The following is a 15,540-nucleotide window of genomic DNA, read 5'->3' as shown; positions in this document are numbered from 1 at the left end:
GGGGATTGCGGGTCGCCTGCAAGGTCTGGCTCAGGATGACGAAATCGAAGGCGCCGGCGGGATAGTCGCGCAGATCGGTGTCGGCATCGCCCTGAACCACGGCGAGGCCGCGGGCGACGCAGGCGTTGACCCCTTCCTGCGAAAGCTCGATGCCGCGGCCGTCCACCCCCTTCTTCTCGGCGAGGAAGCCCAGAAGGGCGCCGTCGCCGCAGCCGACGTCCAGCACCTTGGACCCGGGGGCGACCATGTCGGCGATGGCGCGGAGGTCGATGCGGATCGAATCGGTCACGGCAATGCCTTCTGCCGGGCCGCCCAGGCGGCGCCGATGAAGCCGGTCAGCGTGGCGTGGAACACCGGCTCGTCGAGGAGGAAGGCGTCGTGGCCCTTGTCCGTCTCGATCTCGACGAAGGAGACATTGGCGGCGACCGCGTTCAGGGCGTGGACGATCTTGCGGTTCTCCGCCGTCGGGAAGAGCCAGTCCGAAGTGAAAGCGACGACGCAGAAGCGCGTCCTGGTGCCCCGGAAGGCGTTGGCCAGCACGCCGCCATGGGCTTCCCAGAGGTCGAAATAGTCCATCGCCCGGGTGATGTAGAGATAGGAATTGGCGTCGAAGCGTTCGACGAAGCTCGAACCCTGGTGGCGCAGGTAGGATTCGACCTGGAAATCGGCATCGAAGGTGAAGCCGATCTTCTCGCGCGATTGCAGGCGGCGGCCGAATTTCCGGTGCAGCGCCGGCTCCGACAGATAGGTGATATGGGCCGCCATGCGGGCGACCGCGAGGCCGGCGCGCGGCCTGGTGCCGAAATCGAGATAGGAACCGCCCCGCCATTCGGGATCGGCCATGATCGCCTGGCGACCGACCTCGTGGAAGGCGATGTTCTGCGCCGAATGGCGCGCCGCCGTGGCGATCGGCACCGCGGCGAAGACCCGGTCCGGATAGGCGGCGGCCCATTGCAGGACCTGCATCCCGCCCATCGAGCCGCCGATCACGCAGAACAATGTGTCGATCCCCAGGTGGTCGATCAGCAGGGCCTGGGCGCGCACCATGTCGCCCACGGTGATGACCGGGAAATCCAGGCCGTAGGGCTTGCCCGTGGCCGGGTTGAGGTCGCGCGGGCCGGTCGTGCCCATGCAGCCGCCCAGCACGTTCGAGCAGATGACGAAGAAGCGGTCGGTATCGACGGCGCGGCCGGGGCCGACCAGGTCGGTCCACCAGCCGGGCTTGCCGGTCACCGGATTGTCGGAGGCGACATAATGGTCCCCGGTCAGCGCATGGCAGACCAGCACGGCGTTGGAGCGTTCCGCGTTCAGCGTGCCATAGGTCTCGTAAGCCACGGTGAAGGGCCCGAGCGTCGCGCCCGAATCGAGCAACAAGGGTTCGGAAACGCCCAAGAGGGCCCGTTTGCCGTGGCTCGAGCCGGCAAGAGTGTCGAGCGCGGTTGCGGGCGTCGCGCCCGTTGCAGGATCGGCCGGGGTGGTCATGGTTCGGGTTTCGACGGTTAGGAGGGCGCTCCGGTCAAGTCAATGTTTTCTTTGCGTTCCGCCCCGCCACCGTCTAAAAACTGTGGGCCCCGGACGACCCCGTCCGGCCTTCGACAGTTCCCCCGCAATGAGCGAGCCAGAGTTCGACCTCGACGACCTGCGGCGCGAGATCGACCAGATCGACGACCGCCTCCACGACCTGCTGATGGAACGCGCGGCGGTCGTGCAGCGCATCGCCTCGGCCAAGCGCGGCGCCACGCCCATGCGGCCGGAGCGCGAGGCGCAGATCCTGCGCCGTCTGATCGCCCGCCACCGCGGCCCCCTGCCGGCGGTCGCCGTCGCATATGTCTGGCGCGAGCTGATTTCGGCGCTGACCCGGATGCAGGCGCCAGTCGCCGTCGCCCTGCACGCGGCCCATCACACGCTCGACCATTTCGACATCGCGCGGAGCCATTTCGGCGCCGCCCACATCGATTTCCACGACACCCCGGCCCAGGCACTGCGCGCCATCGCGGAAGGCGGCGGCCAGGTCGTCGCGGTGATGCCGCTGCCGGCCTCGGACGACGGCGCCTGGTGGCCCCTGCTCGCCTCGACCGATGCGGCGAGGCCGCGCATCGTCGCCCGCCTGCCCTTCGTGCGCGACGGATCGAGCAATGTCGAATCCGTCGTCGTCGCGCCCTTCACCACCGGGGCGAGCGGCGACGACGCCTCCTATCTGATCATCGTGACCGGCGCCGGGACCGAGATTTCGCGCGGCCGCCTGGCCGACCGGCTGTCGGCCGCCGGCATGCCCGGGCAATGCATCGACAGCCGCCAGCGCGGCGGCGACACGCTGCATCTCTTCGAGATCGACGGCGTGCTGGACGACCGTGATTCCCGCCTGGGCGCCCTTCTCTCGGCCCATGGCGACGAAATCGCCCAGGTGATCCCGGCCGGCTCCTACGCCCGGCCGGTCACCGCCCCCGGCCGCTGATCTCCCATTCCTGCACGAGGACAGGCGTTATGCCCTCCGTTACATCCGAAAGCCTCGCCGCATCGAAGCGCCCGCAACCCCGCCCCGGCGTCATGGCGATCGCCGCCTATGTCGGCGGGCGTTCCAAGGCCGAGCCCGGCCAACGCACGATCAAGCTGTCGTCCAACGAATCCGGCATCGGGCCGAGCCCGAAGGCGATCGCCGCCTTCAAGGCCGTGGGCGACAGCCTGTACCGTTACCCCGATGGTTCCGCGCATGACCTTCGCCTCGCCATCGGCGCCCATTTCGACATCCCGGCCGACCGCATCGTCTGCGGCAACGGTTCGGACGAGCTGATCCACCTCCTGACCGGCGCCTATGCCGGGCCGGGCGACGAAGTGCTCTATTCCGAGCACGGCTTCCTGGTCTATCCGATCTCGGCTCAGGCGGTCGGGGCGACGCCGGTGAAGGCGCCGGAACGCGATCTGCGCACCGATGTCGACGCCCTGCTGGCGGCGGTGACGCCGGCCACGCGGATCGTCTATCTGGCCAATCCGAACAATCCGACCGGGACCTACATCCCGGCGGAGGAAGTCGCGCGTCTCCATGCCGGCCTGCCGCCGGACGTCCTCCTGGTGCTCGACGCCGCCTATGCCGAATTCGTGAACGCGAGCGATTACGAAGCCGGCTTCCGCCTGGTCGAGAAGGCGGAAAACGTGGTCATGCTGCGCACCTTCTCGAAGCTCTACGGCCTCGCGGCGCTTCGCCTCGGCTGGGCCTATTGCCCGCCCGCGGTGGCCGACGTGCTGAACCGCCTGCGCGGCCCCTTCAACGTCTCTTCCGCGGCTCAAGCCGCCGGCATCGCCTCGCTGGCCGACCGCGACTTCCTGGAGCGTGCCCGCCAGCACAACGAGACCTGGCGCCTGTGGCTCACCAACCGCCTGACCCAGCTCGGCCTCGACGTAACGCCGAGCGTTGCCAACTTCCTGCTCGTCCGCTTCCCCGACGAGGCGGGCCGGACGGCGGCCGAGGCGGATGCTTTCCTGACCGCTCGGGGCATCCTGCTTCGCCGCGTTTCGGCCTATGGCCTGCCGGCGCATCTCCGGATCTCGATCGGTCTCGGCGAAGAATGCGAAGCGGCGGCTTCGGCGATCGCCGACTTCCTGAGGGGCGACCATGGCTGAGGCGCCCCTGTTCAAGCGCGCGGCGCTGATCGGCATCGGCCTGATCGGCGCCTCCATGGCGCTGGCGATGCGCCGTTCCGGCCTCGCCGGCGAGATCGTCTGCGCCGCCAGGAGCGAGAAGACGCGGGAAACCGCCCTTCGCCTCGGCCTCGCCGATGCCGCCTTCGCCTCCCCGCGCGATGCGGTGAAGGGGGCCGACCTCGTCGTCCTGGCGACGCCGATCGGCGCCTTCGCCCAGATCGCGGAAGAGATCGGCCCTGTGCTCGAAGCCGGCACGGTGGTGACCGACGTCGGCTCGGTCAAGGGCATGGTGTTCCGCGACGTCGCCCCCCACCTGCCGCTCAACGTCCATCTGGTGCCCGGCCATCCGGTTGCCGGCACCGAACATTCGGGGCCCGAGGCGGGCTTCGCCGAATTGTTCGAGAACCGCTGGTGCATCCTGACCCCGGCCGAGGATGCCGATCAGGCGGCGGTCGACAGGATCTCGGCGCTGTGGACCGCCATGGGTGCCAAGGTCGAACTGATGTCGGCCCAGCACCACGACCTGGTGCTGGCGATCACCAGCCATGTGCCGCATCTGATCGCCTACAATATCGTCGGCACCGCCTCCGACCTGGAGACCGTGACCCAGTCCGAAGTGATCAAATATTCGGCCGGCGGCTTCCGCGACTTCACGCGTATCGCGGCGAGCGATCCCACCATGTGGCGCGACGTCTTCCTGAACAACCGGGACGCCGTGATCGAAATGCTGGGCCGTTTCGTCGAGGATCTGATCGCGCTCCAGCGCGCCATCCGCTGGGGCGAGGGCGACACTTTGTTCGACCTCTTCACCAAGACGCGCGCCATCCGCCGCTCGATCATCGACGCCGGCCAGGAAACCCAGGCCACCGACTTCGGCCGCAGGGCCAAGGGCAGCGCCGAATAGGGGCGATTACCCGGCGGGTAATTGAGGCGCCGCCGCACTCCGGCCACCCTGGTCCGGCCCGAACAGACGGGCTTCGACCAAAGGAGACCGAGATGACCGATGCTACCAGCCTCGCCGAGCGTTACATCGCCCTCTGGAACGAGACCGACCCGGCGCGCCGCCGCGCCCTGCTGGCCGCCAACTGGGGGGATGACGCCACCTATGCCGACCCCATGGCCCAATGCGCCGGCCACGCCGAGATCGACGCCCTGATCGGCGCCGTCCAGGGCCGTTATCCGGGCTTCAATTTCAGCCTGGACGGTGCCGCCGACGGCCACGGCGACCATGTCCGCTTCTCCTGGGCCCTGGGGCCGGCGAGCGAGGCCGACATGATCAAGGGAACCGACTTCGTGCGGGTCGAAGACGGCCGCATCCGCTCGGTGACCGGCTTCCTCGACAAGCTGCCCGCCGCCCATTGACGGGGTGGCGACGGGCGCGCCGCCACGCGCGCCCGTCGCTGGACGGCGGCCGGTGGACGCGCGAAGGTCGGCGGAGGAAGGCCGGGCCATGACCGGCGAGGGAGGTGCCAGATGAGACAGGCGGCGGTTATCACGGCCGGCGACTACCTGCGCCTGTGGCGCCAGCGGCGCCGCCTGAGCCAGCTCGACCTCGCCCTCGAGGCCGAAGTCTCGCAGCGCCACCTCAGTTTCATCGAGAGCGGCCGCGCCAGCCCCAGCCGGGACATGCTGCTGCATCTGGCCGGCATGCTGGACGTGCCGCTGCGCGAACGGAACGCCATGCTGCTCGCCGCGGGCTTCGCCCCGGCGTTTCCCGAACACGGGTTGAACGAGGCGGCGATGGCGGTGGTGCGGGCGGCGGTCGAACGGGTCCTGAAGGCGCATGAGCCCTTTCCGGCACTCGCGGTCGACCGCCACTGGACCCTGGTGCTGGCCAATGCCGCGGTCGGCCCCCTGCTGGACGGCGTCGAGGACGCCTCGTTGCTGCAGGCCCCGGTCAACGTGCTGCGCCTCAGCCTGCACCCGAAGGGCTTGGCGCCGCGGATCGCCAATCTGGCCGAATGGCGCGGCCACCTGCTCGAACGGCTGCGCCGCCAGGCGGCGGTGACCGGCGACGCCACCCTCGCCGCCCTGTGGCAGGAACTCCAGGCCTATCCGGCGGAAGGCCGCCTGCACACGCTCGACGGGCCGGCGGCAGAGACCGGCGGCATCGTGGTGCCGCTCCGTCTGGCGACCGGCGCCGGCATGCTCGACCTGATTTCGACCACCACCGTGTTCGGCACGCCGCGCGACGTGACCCTGTCCGAACTCGCGGTCGAAGCCTTCTTCCCCGCCGATGCCGAGACGGCGGCCCGCCTGCGGCGCCTGTAGGATCGGCCGGACTTCACCCGCCACCGGCCGATCACAGGATCGGCCGCACGTCCCCGAGCGTGACCGGCCCCATCATCACCTTGCCGTTCTCGAGCGTGATCGAGAACGGCACGCGGCCCTGGGCGTCGCGGGCGATGAAGCCGATGGCGCCGAGGGCCTGCTTGATGCCCTTGGCCTGGGCATCGGTCATCTGGCCGCGTGCCACCGCCCCCTCGACCAGGGCGTCGAGCCCGCCGATACGGCCCGAGACGGCGCCGATCGGGCGCATCTGGCCGTCGACCGAGAAGCTGCCGGTCGCCGTCGTGTCCAGGCGGCCCCATTTGACGTCGAAGCGGCTGAGTTCCAGCGTGCCGCCCGCCTTGGCCCAGGCGTCGAGCAGGTCGCGCGGGGTCATGGTCGGCACCACCGCCGGCATCGGGCCGGCGAGCCCGAGGGTGACTGCCAGCTTGTCCAGTGCCGGGCCGAGCGCCGCCCCTTCCGGCAGCTTGATCGCCTCGCCGTCGACCGCCAGCTCGCCCAGCAGGGGGGCGGTCGGCGAATGGTCGCTATTGGCGGCCGGGGCTTCGCCGCCGCTCAGGCGGTGGGCGTGGATTTCGAAGACCTTGGCCGAAACCGGGCCGGCCAGAGTGGTGGCGGTCAGCACCGGCTGGTCGAGGGAGATCGCGAAACGCTGCGGCTTGCCGTCCTCGAAACCGATCGAGAAACCGCTGGACTGGCCCTGGTAGCTGCCGCGCTGCTCCACGCCCTGGGGATCGGTCCAGCGGAAGGCCACTTCGCCCTCGACGGAACCGACGATCAGGTCGGGCTTCCAGGGCAGGCCGAGCACGGTCAGCCTGGGCACAGCGAAGGCCGCCTTGCCCGGCAGCTTGGGGCCGGCGACGGTCATATTCTCCATCACCGCTTCGACCCGGTAGGGATAGCCGCCGACCGAGAAATCGGTATAGGCGACCTCGACGCCCTGGGCCGCCTGCTGGGCCACCCAGTCCTGCACGCCCTGGCGTATGTTGCCGGCGAGATGGAACCAGAAGGCGGTCCAGGCACCGACGGCCACGACGATGGCCAGAAGCAGGTAGAGATAGCGCCGCGATTTCAGCAAAATGGATCTCCCTCCGGGCTGCGGCATTCTCTATAGGGCAAAGCAGGCCGCAGGGGGAGGCTCCCCCGCTCGGATGTGAGGTAGGGATGGCGCTGGCGGACGATCTCTGGGTGTTCGGTTATGGCTCGCTGATCTGGCGGCCCGGTTTCGTCTTCCGCGAATCGCGGCCGGCCACGGTCTATGGCTGGCACCGCGCCTTCTGCGTCTATTCGGAACATTACCGGGGCACGGCGGAACGGCCCGGCCTGGTGCTCGGCCTCGACCGGGGCGGTTCCTGCCGCGGCGTGCTGTTCCGGGTCGCCCGGGCGGAACGCGAGGCGACCCTCGCCTATCTCCGCGAGCGCGAGCTGGTGACCCATGTCTACAAGGAACGCCTGGTGCCGATTCGCCTTCCCGAGGGCAAGGTGATGGCGGTCACCTATGTCGCCGATCCCGATCACCGCCAATATGCCGGCGGCCTCGGCTTCGCCGAACAGGTCGAGCTGATCGCCGCCGCCCAGGGCATCGCCGGCCGCTGCCGTGACTATCTGGCCGCCACGGTGAGCGAGATCGAGCGCCTGGGCCTTGCCGACGGCGCCCTGCACCGCCTGCACAAGGCCGTGCAGGCGAGGCCCGAAGCCCCCCTGGGCGACCATGCGGTGGCCCATCTGGCCGGTTAGCCGTTGATCCGGTCGAAGGGATAGAGCGGGCGGCGGATCTCGCGGTAGTCGAGCTTGCTGTTGTCCGAGGTGGTCACCCCCTCGCCGTCCAATGTGATGGTCGCCTTGGCCAGGGGGGCGAAACCGGCGCGGTAGTGGATGCGCGATTTCAGCAGGAGATAGCGTTTCGCCTCCGGCTCGATGCCGACCGAGGTGAAGACGCCGCGGTCCCAGGGTTCGTGATGATGCGAGGTGATCACGATCTCGACCCGCCCGTCGTCGATCGAGAGCACGGCGGTCGGTCCCATCTCGACGGTGACGCCGGTATACATCGGCCCGCGCACCACGAAGCGGCCGTCGGTCAGCACCTTGACCCGCCCGGTCACCACCAGCGGCCGGCCCGGAAGGCCGAGCGCCGGCATGTCGATCCGCCCGCCGAGAGGAATCGTCACCGTGGCGCCGACGCCGGCCGCCGCCATCGCCTGCACCGCGGCGGGATCATAGACGGCGCCGACCGCGACATCGCGGAGCCCCTTGTCGATCACCGCGGCGATCACGCCCATCACGTCCTGCGTGCCGCCGGAGCCGCAATTGTCCGCGTGGTCGAGCAGGATCACCGGCCCGCCCGCCTCGCCCAGCGCCGCCGCCCGCTCGAGCGCCGTCTCCAGCGCCTCGTGGCCATAAAGGAAATCGTCGCGAAGCCCGGTCGCCAGGTCGGCGAGGCGCTCGGCCGCGGCCCGGGCCGCGTCTCCGTCGCCGTCCGCGATCACCACCGCGGCCATGCCGGCATGGGCCACATCCGCCATGGGAAAGCCGCCGAACACGGTCGCCGCGCGCAGCCCCTCGGCTTCGAGGCGGCGGGCTTCGGCGATCAGGTCGCGCATCGGGGCGTCGTCCGTGCCCATGCGGAGCGTCTGGGCGAGCACCGGAATGGGCGCCCATTCCATCCGCGGCCGGGCCTTGCCGTCGATCGCATCGAACAGGATGCGGGCGACCTGCTCGCCCACTTCCGCCATGTCGACATGGGGATAGGTCTTGTAGCCGATCAAGGCGTCGCAATGGGTGACCATCGCCTCGGTCAGATTGCAGTGGAGGTCGCAGGTGACCGCGATCGGCACATGCGGCGCGACCGCGCGGAGCCGGCGCAACAGCTCGCCCTCGCCGTCCGCGACATGCTCGGCCACCATGGCGCCGTGGAGGTCCAGCAGCACGGCGTCGCAGCCGGCGGCGACCGCCGCGACGATGGCGGAGGCGAGGCATTCGTAAGCCTCGCGGGTGACGATGCCGCCCGGCATCGCCTCGGCCGCCACCGGCGTCACGATCTCCGCCCCGCGCTCGCGGCACAGGCGGATATAGGCGCCCATGGGCATCGCCGTTCCGGCATAGGCGCGTTCGGCGGCGGGGCCGAAATGCAGGCCCCAGGCCTCGAAGCGGGCGAGGTCGGTCACCAGGGGCGAGAAGGTATTGGTCTCGTGCTTCATCATGGCGACCACGACCTTCATGCCTGCCTCCTCCTGGTTCCGCCTGTCAGCCTAAACGAAAACGCCCGGCGGTTGGAGCCGCCGGGCGTTCTGAAGGGAAGCGTCGCCGCCTACCGGTCGCGCTGACCGAAGAGCTGGATCAGCATGATGAAGAGGTTGATGAAGTCGAGGTAGAGCCTCAGGGCGCCGAACACCGCCTTCTTGGTCATCACCTCGCCGTCGTCGTCGGCCGCGTACATTTCCTTGATCTTCTGGGTGTCATAGGCGGTCAGGCCGGCGAAGACCACGACGCCGATCACCGAGATCACCCACTGCATCGCGCTCGACATCAGGAAGATGTTCACGACCGAGGCGACCAGGATACCGATCAGGCCCATGAACAGGAAGGAGCCGACGCCGTCGAGGTTGCGCTTGGTGGTGTAGCCCCAGAGGCTCATGCCGCCGAAGGAGATCGCGGTGATGAAGAACACGCGCGCCACGCTCTCGCCCGTGAAGTTCAGCAGGATCGAGGCGAGCGAGAGGCCGGTCAGGCCGGCATAGACCCAGAAGGTGCCCTGTGCCGCCGCGGCCGACATGCTGTGCATGCGGAAGCCCATGACGAAGACCAGCACCACCGGCGCAATCATGGCGACGATGCCGAGACCGGTCGGGCCCCAGGCCATCGCGGTCGGGTTGTAGGCGAAGAAAATATCGCGGACCGCGGTATTGGCCACCAGCCAAGCGGTGACGCCGGACAGGCCGGTCGCCAGCATCATGAACTGATAGACACGCTGCATATAGACGCGCAGGCCGGCGTCGAAGCTCACCGCCGATGCGCGGCTGCCGCTCAGGGCGCCGTTGGGGTAGCGATAGTTGTCAGCCATTGTCGTCCTCTGAATTTATACTGAGTGGTCACTATATCGGCATGGCGGTCATTCGTTTCAAGTGAGACTGCGGAGAATCGGCGCCGGCCGGGCCGCCAGCGCCCGCCACGAGCCGGCCATTCCGAGACCGACCGTGAGCAGGATCCCCGCCCCCGCGGCGAGGCCGGCGGTCGCCAGGTCGAAGCTGAACTCGGCCCGCATCAGGCCGCCGACCACACCATAGGCCGCTGCCGTGCCCGCCGCCAGGGCAACCAGCGCGGTGGCGAGGCCGAGGGCGGCATATTCCATCACGAAGACGCGCAGCACCTGCGCCCGCGTCGCCCCCAGCGTCTTCAGGATGACGGCGTCATAGAGCCGGCGGCGGTGCCCGGCCGCCAGCGCGCCGGCCAGCACCAGGAGGCCGGCGGCCAGGGTCACTCCCGCGGTCACCTGCACCGCGGCGCCCAGGCGGCGCAACATACCGTCCACCGTCTCCAGCGCTTCCTTCATGCGAATGACCGAGATATTGGCGAAACGGTCGGTCACGGCGCGGAACACCGCGGGCTCCGCTTCGGGCGTGGCGCGCACGGTGGCCAGGAAGGTATGGGGCGCCGCCTCCAGCATGCCGGGAGAGAAGACCATGGCGAAATTGATGGTGAGCGAGGTCCAGTCGATCCGGCGCAGATTGGCCACCGTCGCCTCAATGTCACGGCCGAGCAGGTTGACCGTGATCTTGTCGCCGACCGAAATGCCCATCGCCTCGGCCAGGGCGGCATCGAAGGAGAGCAGCGGCGGCCCCCGGTAGCCGGCCGGCCACCACGCGCCCGCCACCACGGTGGCGCCTTCGGGCGGCGTCGCCGCATAGGTGATGCCGCGGTCGCCGCGCAGCGCCCAGCGCCCGTCCGGCTTCACCGGGTAGGAATCGGCGTCGATCCCCTTGATCTTCACGATCCGCCCGCGCATCGAGGGCACCATGCGGAGGTCGGCCGTGCCCGGCGTGCCCTGCACCAGCGCGGTGAAATCCGCCGCCTCGTCCGGCTGGATGTCGACGAAGAAGAAGGAGGGGGCCGCCGTCGGCAGCCGTTCGCCGACCTGCCCCTCCAGGTTCCGCTGGACCAGGGCGACCGCGACCATGAGCGTGAGCCCGAGGCCGAGGGAGAGCACCACGGCCCCGGTCGCCGCCCCCGGCCGGTGCAAATTGGCGAGCGCCAGCCGGGGTTCCGGCCGTGCCGGCTTCGGCAAGGCCGCCGCCAGCCGGACCAGCAGGGCGCCCACACCGCGCAGCAGCCCGAAGACGGCGAGCGTGCCGAGAATGAACCAGAGGCCGAAGGCGAGATCGGCCGAGGCCGCGAGCGCCAGGCCGATCAGGGCGGCGAGCAGCACGGCCGTCGCCACCAGGAAGCGCTTCCGGGGCCAGACCCGATCGGGTGCCACCAGATCGCGGAACAGATGGGCGGCCGGGATCTCCCGCGCTCGCGCCAGCGGCCAGAGCGCGAAGAGCAGCGCCACCAGGAACCCGAAGCCGGCCGCCACGGCGAGCGGGGCCGGATAGATCCCGAGCGCGACCGGCACCGGCACGGCATCGCCGATCGCCCCGGCGAGCAGGGCCGGCACGGCGATGCCGAGAGCAAGCCCCATCACGATGCCGGCGAGGGCCAGGATGGCGACCTGGAGCAGATAGATCGAAAAGACCAGGCCGGCCGGCGCACCCAGCGATTTCAGGATGGCGATGGTGCGCGTCTTGGTCGCCATATGGGCGCCCACCGCACTGCCGACGCCGACCCCGCCGACGACCAGCGCGCTCAGGCCCACCAGGGCCAGGAACTGGCCGAGACGATCGACGAATTGGGCGATCCCGGGGGCGGCATTGTCCCTGGTGCGCAGGCGCCAGCCGGCATCCGGGAAGCCCGCTTCCAGGGCCTTGGTCACCGCCTGGGGGGCCGCCTCCGGCGCCAGGCGCAGGTGATAGGCGGTATTGACCAGGCTGCCCGGCTGCAGGAGGCCGGTCGCCGGCAGCACGTCCAAGGCGACCATGACGCGGGGGCCGAGGGCGAAGGCTTCCGCCCCCTTGTCCGGCTCGTCCAGGATCACGGCGCGGATCTGCACCCTGGTATCGCCGATCGCCAGAAGGTCGCCGACATGGGCGCCGATCCGGGCGAGCAATGTCTCCTCGACCGCGGCCCCCGCGATGCCGTCCTTCACCGCGAAGGCTTCGGCCGGCGTCATCGCCGGTTCGAGCTTCAGGGTGCCATAGAGGGGATAGGCGCCGTCGACCGCCTTCAACTCGACCAGGGTGCGCCCTTCGGCGCCGCCCTGGAGCCTGGCCATGGCGCGCATCTGGCGCAGGGTCGACACGGTTTCGGCCCGGGCCTTCAGCCCGTCCATTTCCGCCGCCGTCGCTTCCCGCTGGACGAGCCGCGCCTCGACATCGCCGCCGAGCAGGGCGCGGCCGTTGTCCGACAGGCTGCGGTCGATCGCCTGGCCCAGGCTGCCGATCCCGGCGATGGCGGCGACGCCGAGCACCAGGCAGGCGAGGAAGATGCGAAAGCCCCGCACACCGGCGCGGAGTTCGCGCCGCGCCAGCCGCAAGGCGAGCCGGAGATCGGTCATGCCGCGATCAGCCCGTCGGCCAGGCGGATCCGGCGGTCGCAGCGCGCCGCCAAATGTTCGTCATGGGTGACCAGCACCAGGGTGGCGCCGCGGCGGCGTTCGGGATCGAACAGGAGGTCGACGATCGCCTCGCCCGTCCTGGTGTCGAGATTGCCCGTCGGCTCGTCGGCGAAGATGAGGCGCGGGGTGGCGATCACGGCACGGGCGAGCGCCACGCGCTGCTGCTCCCCGCCGGAGAGCTGGGCCGGGTAATGCTCCAGCCGGTGGCCCAGGCCGACCGCCTCGAGCTGGCGCCGCGCCTCGCCCACGGCATCGCGCTTGCCCGCGAGTTCGAGCGGCAGGGCGACGTTTTCCAGCGCCGTCATGGTCGGGATCAGGTGGAAAGACTGGAACACGATCCCCACATGGTCACGGCGAAAGCGCGCCAGGGCATCCTCGTCCATCGTGTCGAGCCGCTGCCCGGCCACGGTGACGCTGCCCGATGTGGGCCGTTCCAGCCCGGCCATGACCGAGAGCAGGGTCGACTTGCCGGAGCCGGACGGGCCGACCAGGCCGAGTGTCTCGCCGGCCTCGACGACGAGCGAGATGCCGCGCAGGATGTCGACCGGCCCGGCCGCACTGGCGAGCGTGAGGCGCAGGTCTTCGACCAGGATTTCTGGCAGGATTTCGGGAGCGGCCAAGGGATGGTACCGGGAATGAGGAGAGCGACCCTTCGGTCATATGGCCTGCGGGCCCTGGTTTTCAACCTTCTCGCCCTTTTCGCCCTGGCCCTGCCCGCCGCCGCCGCCGCCGCGGATCGGCCCGTGATCCTGGCCTTCGGCGATTCGCTGACCCATGGCTATGGCCTCGCGGGGCCGGAGACTTTTCCGGTCCAGCTCGAACAGGCGCTGGCCGCCCAGGGGATCGCCGCCAAGGTGGTGAACGCCGGCGTCTCGGGCGATACTTCGGCCGGCGGCCTGGCGCGGCTCGACTGGGCCTTGAGCGATCCCGCCGGCAAGCCGGACCTCGTCATCATCGAACTGGGCGCCAATGATGCGTTGCGCGGCATCGATCCCGCCTCGACCGAAGCCAATCTCGACCAGATTCTGAGCCGGATCGAAGCCCAGGGCATTGCCGTCCTGCTGACCGGCATGAAGGCGCCGCCCAACATGGGGGCGGATTATGTCGCCGCCTTCGACGCGATCTTTCCCCGGCTTGCGGAAAAGCACCGGGTGGCGTTCTATCCCTTCTTCCTCGACGGCGTCGCCGCCGATCCCGCCTTGAACCAGGCGGACGGCATGCATCCCAACGGCGCCGGCGTCGCCCGCATCGTCGACCGCATCACGCCCGCCGTGATTTCCGCCCTGAGGCAAAGGAATCCCGCATGAAGTACCGCCGGCTCGGAAAGACCGATCTCGACGTCAGCCTGATCTGCCTCGGCACCATGACCTGGGGCGAGCAGAACTCGGAAGCGGAAGCCCACGAACAGCTCGACTATGCGGTCGACCAGGGCATCAACTTCATGGATACGGCCGAAATGTATCCGGTCCCGCCCAAGCCCGAGACCCAGGGCCGCACCGAAGCCTATATGGGGACCTGGCTGAAGGCGCGGAAGAACCGCGACAAGCTGATCCTGGCGACCAAGGTGGCCGGCCGCGACGGCCCCGGCATCCACATCCGCAAGCCGACCACGCGGCTGAACAAGGCCCAGATCACGGAAGCCCTGGAAGGCAGCCTGCGCCGCCTCGGCACCGATTACGTCGACCTCTATCAGGTCCATTGGCCGGAACGCCTGACCAATTTCTTCGGTGTCGCCGAATACCGCCCGGCGGAACAGGACGACCTCATCCCGATCGAGGAAACGCTGGAGGTCCTGGCCGGCCTCGTGAAGGCGGGCAAGGTCCGCTACATCGGTGTCTCGAACGAGAGCCCCTGGGGCGTCATGCGTTACCTGGCGGCGGCGGAGAAGCTGGGGCTGCCCGCCATCGTCTCGATCCAGAACGCCTATAGTCTCGTCAACCGCCTGTTCGAGATCGGCCATGCCGAGATCGCGCATCGCGAGAAGGTCGAGCTTCTGGCCTATTCGCCCCTCGCCATGGGCTTCCTCTCGGGCAAATATTTCGGCGGCGCCCGGCCCGCCAATGCCCGCCTGACGCTCTATTCCCGCTTCGTCCGCTATTCGACGCCGGGCGCCCAGGCGGCCGCGGACGCCTATGTCACCCTGGCGCGGAGCCACGGGCTCGACCCGGCGCAGATGGCGCTCGCCTTCGTGAACAGCCGGCCCTTCGTCGGCGCCAACATCATCGGCGCCACCACGATGGAGCAGTTGAAGGCCGACATCGCTTCGGTCGACCTGACGCTCTCCGACGAGGTCCTGAAGGGCATCGAGGCGATCCACCGCGCCGACCCCAACCCCTGCCCGTAAGACCGTGACATGGTCCGTCTCTTCGCCGCCCTGCCCCTGCCGGAGATGCTGCGCCAGAGCCTGGCGCTGCTCTGCGGCGGCGTGCCGGGGGCGAAGTGGACGCCGGTACAGAATTTCCACCTGACGCTGAAATTCATCGGCGAGGTCGACGAACGCACGGCGGACGACATCGTCTCCGCCCTGGACGGCGTCCGGGCCGCCGCCTTCGACCCGAGCCTGCACGGCATCGGCACTTTCGAGGGCAGGCGCGGCCCGCGCCTGCTCTATGCCGCCGGGGTGGCGACACCGGCTCTGCTCGACCTCGAAGCCCGGGTCTCGGCGGCGCTCGCCCGGGTGCCCGGGCTCGAAGTGGAAAACCGGCGCTTCACGCCCCATGTCACCCTGGCGCGGCTGAAGGATCCCGACAAGGCCCGCCTCGGCGCCTTCATCGAGCGGAGCGCCGGCTTCGCCCCGCCGCCCTGGCACGCCGATCATTTCGCCCTCTATTCCAGCGTGACCGGGGGCGAGCATTCGGTCTATACGCTGGAAGAACGTTTCGATCTGGACGAGGCCGCCTGAC

The 15,540-nt window shown here is 69.6% G+C and carries 16 protein-coding genes; 9 read left to right on the top strand and 7 right to left on the bottom strand.

What is annotated here, in order from left to right:
• Positions 1-289 (bottom strand): methionine biosynthesis protein MetW (locus WC493_RS13590; RefSeq protein ID WP_373066069.1); only part of this gene is annotated, 289 nt, incomplete at its 3' end.
• Entirely contained in the window at positions 286-1,482 is a 1,197-nt protein-coding gene (locus WC493_RS13585; protein ID WP_373066068.1) for a homoserine O-acetyltransferase, read from the bottom strand. The genes WC493_RS13590 and WC493_RS13585, both read right to left, overlap by 4 nt.
• A gap of 127 nt (positions 1,483-1,609) precedes the next feature.
• Between WC493_RS13585 and pheA the strand changes: the two genes are divergently transcribed.
• The 5 genes from pheA (at position 1,610) to WC493_RS13560 (ending at position 5,910) form a co-directional block, all read left to right on the top strand.
• On the top strand, positions 1,610-2,455 hold the full coding sequence (gene pheA / locus WC493_RS13580; protein ID WP_373066067.1) for a chorismate mutase: 846 nt from the start codon (positions 1,610-1,612) through the stop codon (positions 2,453-2,455).
• A 29-nt stretch (positions 2,456-2,484) separates the two neighbouring features.
• The gene (gene hisC / locus WC493_RS13575) at positions 2,485-3,618 is read left to right on the top strand and encodes a histidinol-phosphate transaminase (RefSeq protein WP_373066066.1); all 1,134 of its coding nucleotides are present in this window, start codon (positions 2,485-2,487) and stop codon (positions 3,616-3,618) included.
• Positions 3,611-4,543 (top strand): prephenate/arogenate dehydrogenase family protein, encoded by a 933-nt coding sequence (locus WC493_RS13570; RefSeq protein WP_373066065.1) that lies wholly within the window; start codon positions 3,611-3,613, stop codon positions 4,541-4,543. The genes hisC and WC493_RS13570 overlap by 8 nt, the downstream gene beginning before the upstream one ends.
• Before the next feature lie 92 nt (positions 4,544-4,635).
• Positions 4,636-5,001: a nuclear transport factor 2 family protein gene (locus WC493_RS13565; RefSeq protein WP_373066064.1), complete on the top strand. Its 366-nt coding sequence runs from the start codon at positions 4,636-4,638 to the stop codon at positions 4,999-5,001.
• 111 nt (positions 5,002-5,112) lie between these two features.
• Positions 5,113-5,910, top strand: a complete 798-nt coding sequence (locus WC493_RS13560) for a helix-turn-helix domain-containing protein (RefSeq protein WP_373066063.1) — start codon at positions 5,113-5,115, stop codon at positions 5,908-5,910.
• Positions 5,911-5,941: 31 nt separating this feature from the next.
• Here the strand turns inward: WC493_RS13560 and WC493_RS13555 are convergent, their stop codons facing one another.
• Positions 5,942-7,006: a DUF2125 domain-containing protein gene (locus tag WC493_RS13555; RefSeq protein WP_373066062.1), complete on the bottom strand. Its 1,065-nt coding sequence runs from the start codon at positions 7,004-7,006 to the stop codon at positions 5,942-5,944.
• 86 nt (positions 7,007-7,092) lie between these two features.
• Between WC493_RS13555 and WC493_RS13550 the strand changes: the two genes are divergently transcribed.
• Positions 7,093-7,665, top strand: a complete 573-nt coding sequence (locus tag WC493_RS13550; RefSeq protein WP_373066061.1) for a gamma-glutamylcyclotransferase — start codon at positions 7,093-7,095, stop codon at positions 7,663-7,665.
• On the opposite strand, the gene WC493_RS13545 is transcribed toward WC493_RS13550, so the two are convergent.
• The 4 genes from WC493_RS13545 to WC493_RS13530 form a co-directional block, all read right to left on the bottom strand.
• On the bottom strand, positions 7,662-9,146 hold the full coding sequence (locus WC493_RS13545; protein WP_373066060.1) for a M81 family metallopeptidase: 1,485 nt from the start codon (positions 9,144-9,146) through the stop codon (positions 7,662-7,664). The genes WC493_RS13550 and WC493_RS13545 overlap by 4 nt on opposite strands.
• Before the next feature lie 89 nt (positions 9,147-9,235).
• Positions 9,236-9,988, bottom strand: coding sequence for a Bax inhibitor-1/YccA family protein (locus WC493_RS13540; RefSeq protein ID WP_373066059.1), 753 nt, complete (start codon positions 9,986-9,988; stop codon positions 9,236-9,238).
• A gap of 57 nt (positions 9,989-10,045) precedes the next feature.
• Complete coding sequence (locus tag WC493_RS13535; protein WP_373066058.1) at positions 10,046-12,577, bottom strand: ABC transporter permease; 2,532 nt, start codon at positions 12,575-12,577, stop codon at positions 10,046-10,048.
• A complete protein-coding gene (locus WC493_RS13530; protein WP_373066057.1) occupies positions 12,574-13,257 on the bottom strand; it encodes an ABC transporter ATP-binding protein in 684 nt (227 codons plus the stop codon). Before WC493_RS13530 ends, WC493_RS13535 begins: the two co-directional genes overlap by 4 nt.
• A 15-nt stretch (positions 13,258-13,272) precedes the next feature.
• Between WC493_RS13530 and WC493_RS13525 the strand changes: the two genes are divergently transcribed.
• The 3 genes from WC493_RS13525 to thpR are packed head-to-tail and all read left to right on the top strand — an operon-like array spanning position 13,273 to position 15,539.
• The gene (locus WC493_RS13525) at positions 13,273-13,944 is read left to right on the top strand and encodes an arylesterase (RefSeq protein ID WP_373066056.1); all 672 of its coding nucleotides are present in this window, start codon (positions 13,273-13,275) and stop codon (positions 13,942-13,944) included.
• Positions 13,941-14,981 (top strand): NADP(H)-dependent aldo-keto reductase, encoded by a 1,041-nt coding sequence (locus tag WC493_RS13520; RefSeq protein WP_373066055.1) that lies wholly within the window; start codon positions 13,941-13,943, stop codon positions 14,979-14,981. The genes WC493_RS13525 and WC493_RS13520 overlap by 4 nt, the downstream gene beginning before the upstream one ends.
• A 9-nt stretch (positions 14,982-14,990) precedes the next feature.
• A complete protein-coding gene (gene thpR / locus WC493_RS13515) occupies positions 14,991-15,539 on the top strand; it encodes an RNA 2',3'-cyclic phosphodiesterase (protein ID WP_373066054.1) in 549 nt (182 codons plus the stop codon).
• Position 15,540: the final 1 nt, after the last annotated feature.

This window comes from Zavarzinia sp. (assembly GCF_041650655.1).
GTDB lineage: Bacteria > Pseudomonadota > Alphaproteobacteria > Zavarziniales > Zavarziniaceae > Zavarzinia.
This window is presented reverse-complemented; position numbering and strand designations above follow the sequence as displayed.

Coding starts and splice junctions, on each gene's coding strand:
- WC493_RS13585 (WP_373066068.1), bottom strand. CDS start 1,482: ATGACCACCCCGGCCGATCCTGCAACGGGCGCGACGCCCGCAACCGCG.
- WC493_RS13540 (WP_373066059.1), bottom strand. CDS start 9,988: ATGGCTGACAACTATCGCTACCCCAACGGCGCCCTGAGCGGCAGCCGC.
- WC493_RS13565 (WP_373066064.1), top strand. CDS start 4,636: ATGACCGATGCTACCAGCCTCGCCGAGCGTTACATCGCCCTCTGGAAC.
- WC493_RS13535 (WP_373066058.1), bottom strand. CDS start 12,577: ATGACCGATCTCCGGCTCGCCTTGCGGCTGGCGCGGCGCGAACTCCGC.
- WC493_RS13520 (WP_373066055.1), top strand. CDS start 13,941: ATGAAGTACCGCCGGCTCGGAAAGACCGATCTCGACGTCAGCCTGATC.
- WC493_RS13525 (WP_373066056.1), top strand. CDS start 13,273: ATGAGGAGAGCGACCCTTCGGTCATATGGCCTGCGGGCCCTGGTTTTC.
- WC493_RS13545 (WP_373066060.1), bottom strand. CDS start 9,146: ATGAAGGTCGTGGTCGCCATGATGAAGCACGAGACCAATACCTTCTCG.
- hisC (WP_373066066.1), top strand. CDS start 2,485: ATGCCCTCCGTTACATCCGAAAGCCTCGCCGCATCGAAGCGCCCGCAA.
- WC493_RS13550 (WP_373066061.1), top strand. CDS start 7,093: ATGGCGCTGGCGGACGATCTCTGGGTGTTCGGTTATGGCTCGCTGATC.
- pheA (WP_373066067.1), top strand. CDS start 1,610: ATGAGCGAGCCAGAGTTCGACCTCGACGACCTGCGGCGCGAGATCGAC.
- thpR (WP_373066054.1), top strand. CDS start 14,991: ATGGTCCGTCTCTTCGCCGCCCTGCCCCTGCCGGAGATGCTGCGCCAG.
- WC493_RS13570 (WP_373066065.1), top strand. CDS start 3,611: ATGGCTGAGGCGCCCCTGTTCAAGCGCGCGGCGCTGATCGGCATCGGC.
- WC493_RS13560 (WP_373066063.1), top strand. CDS start 5,113: ATGAGACAGGCGGCGGTTATCACGGCCGGCGACTACCTGCGCCTGTGG.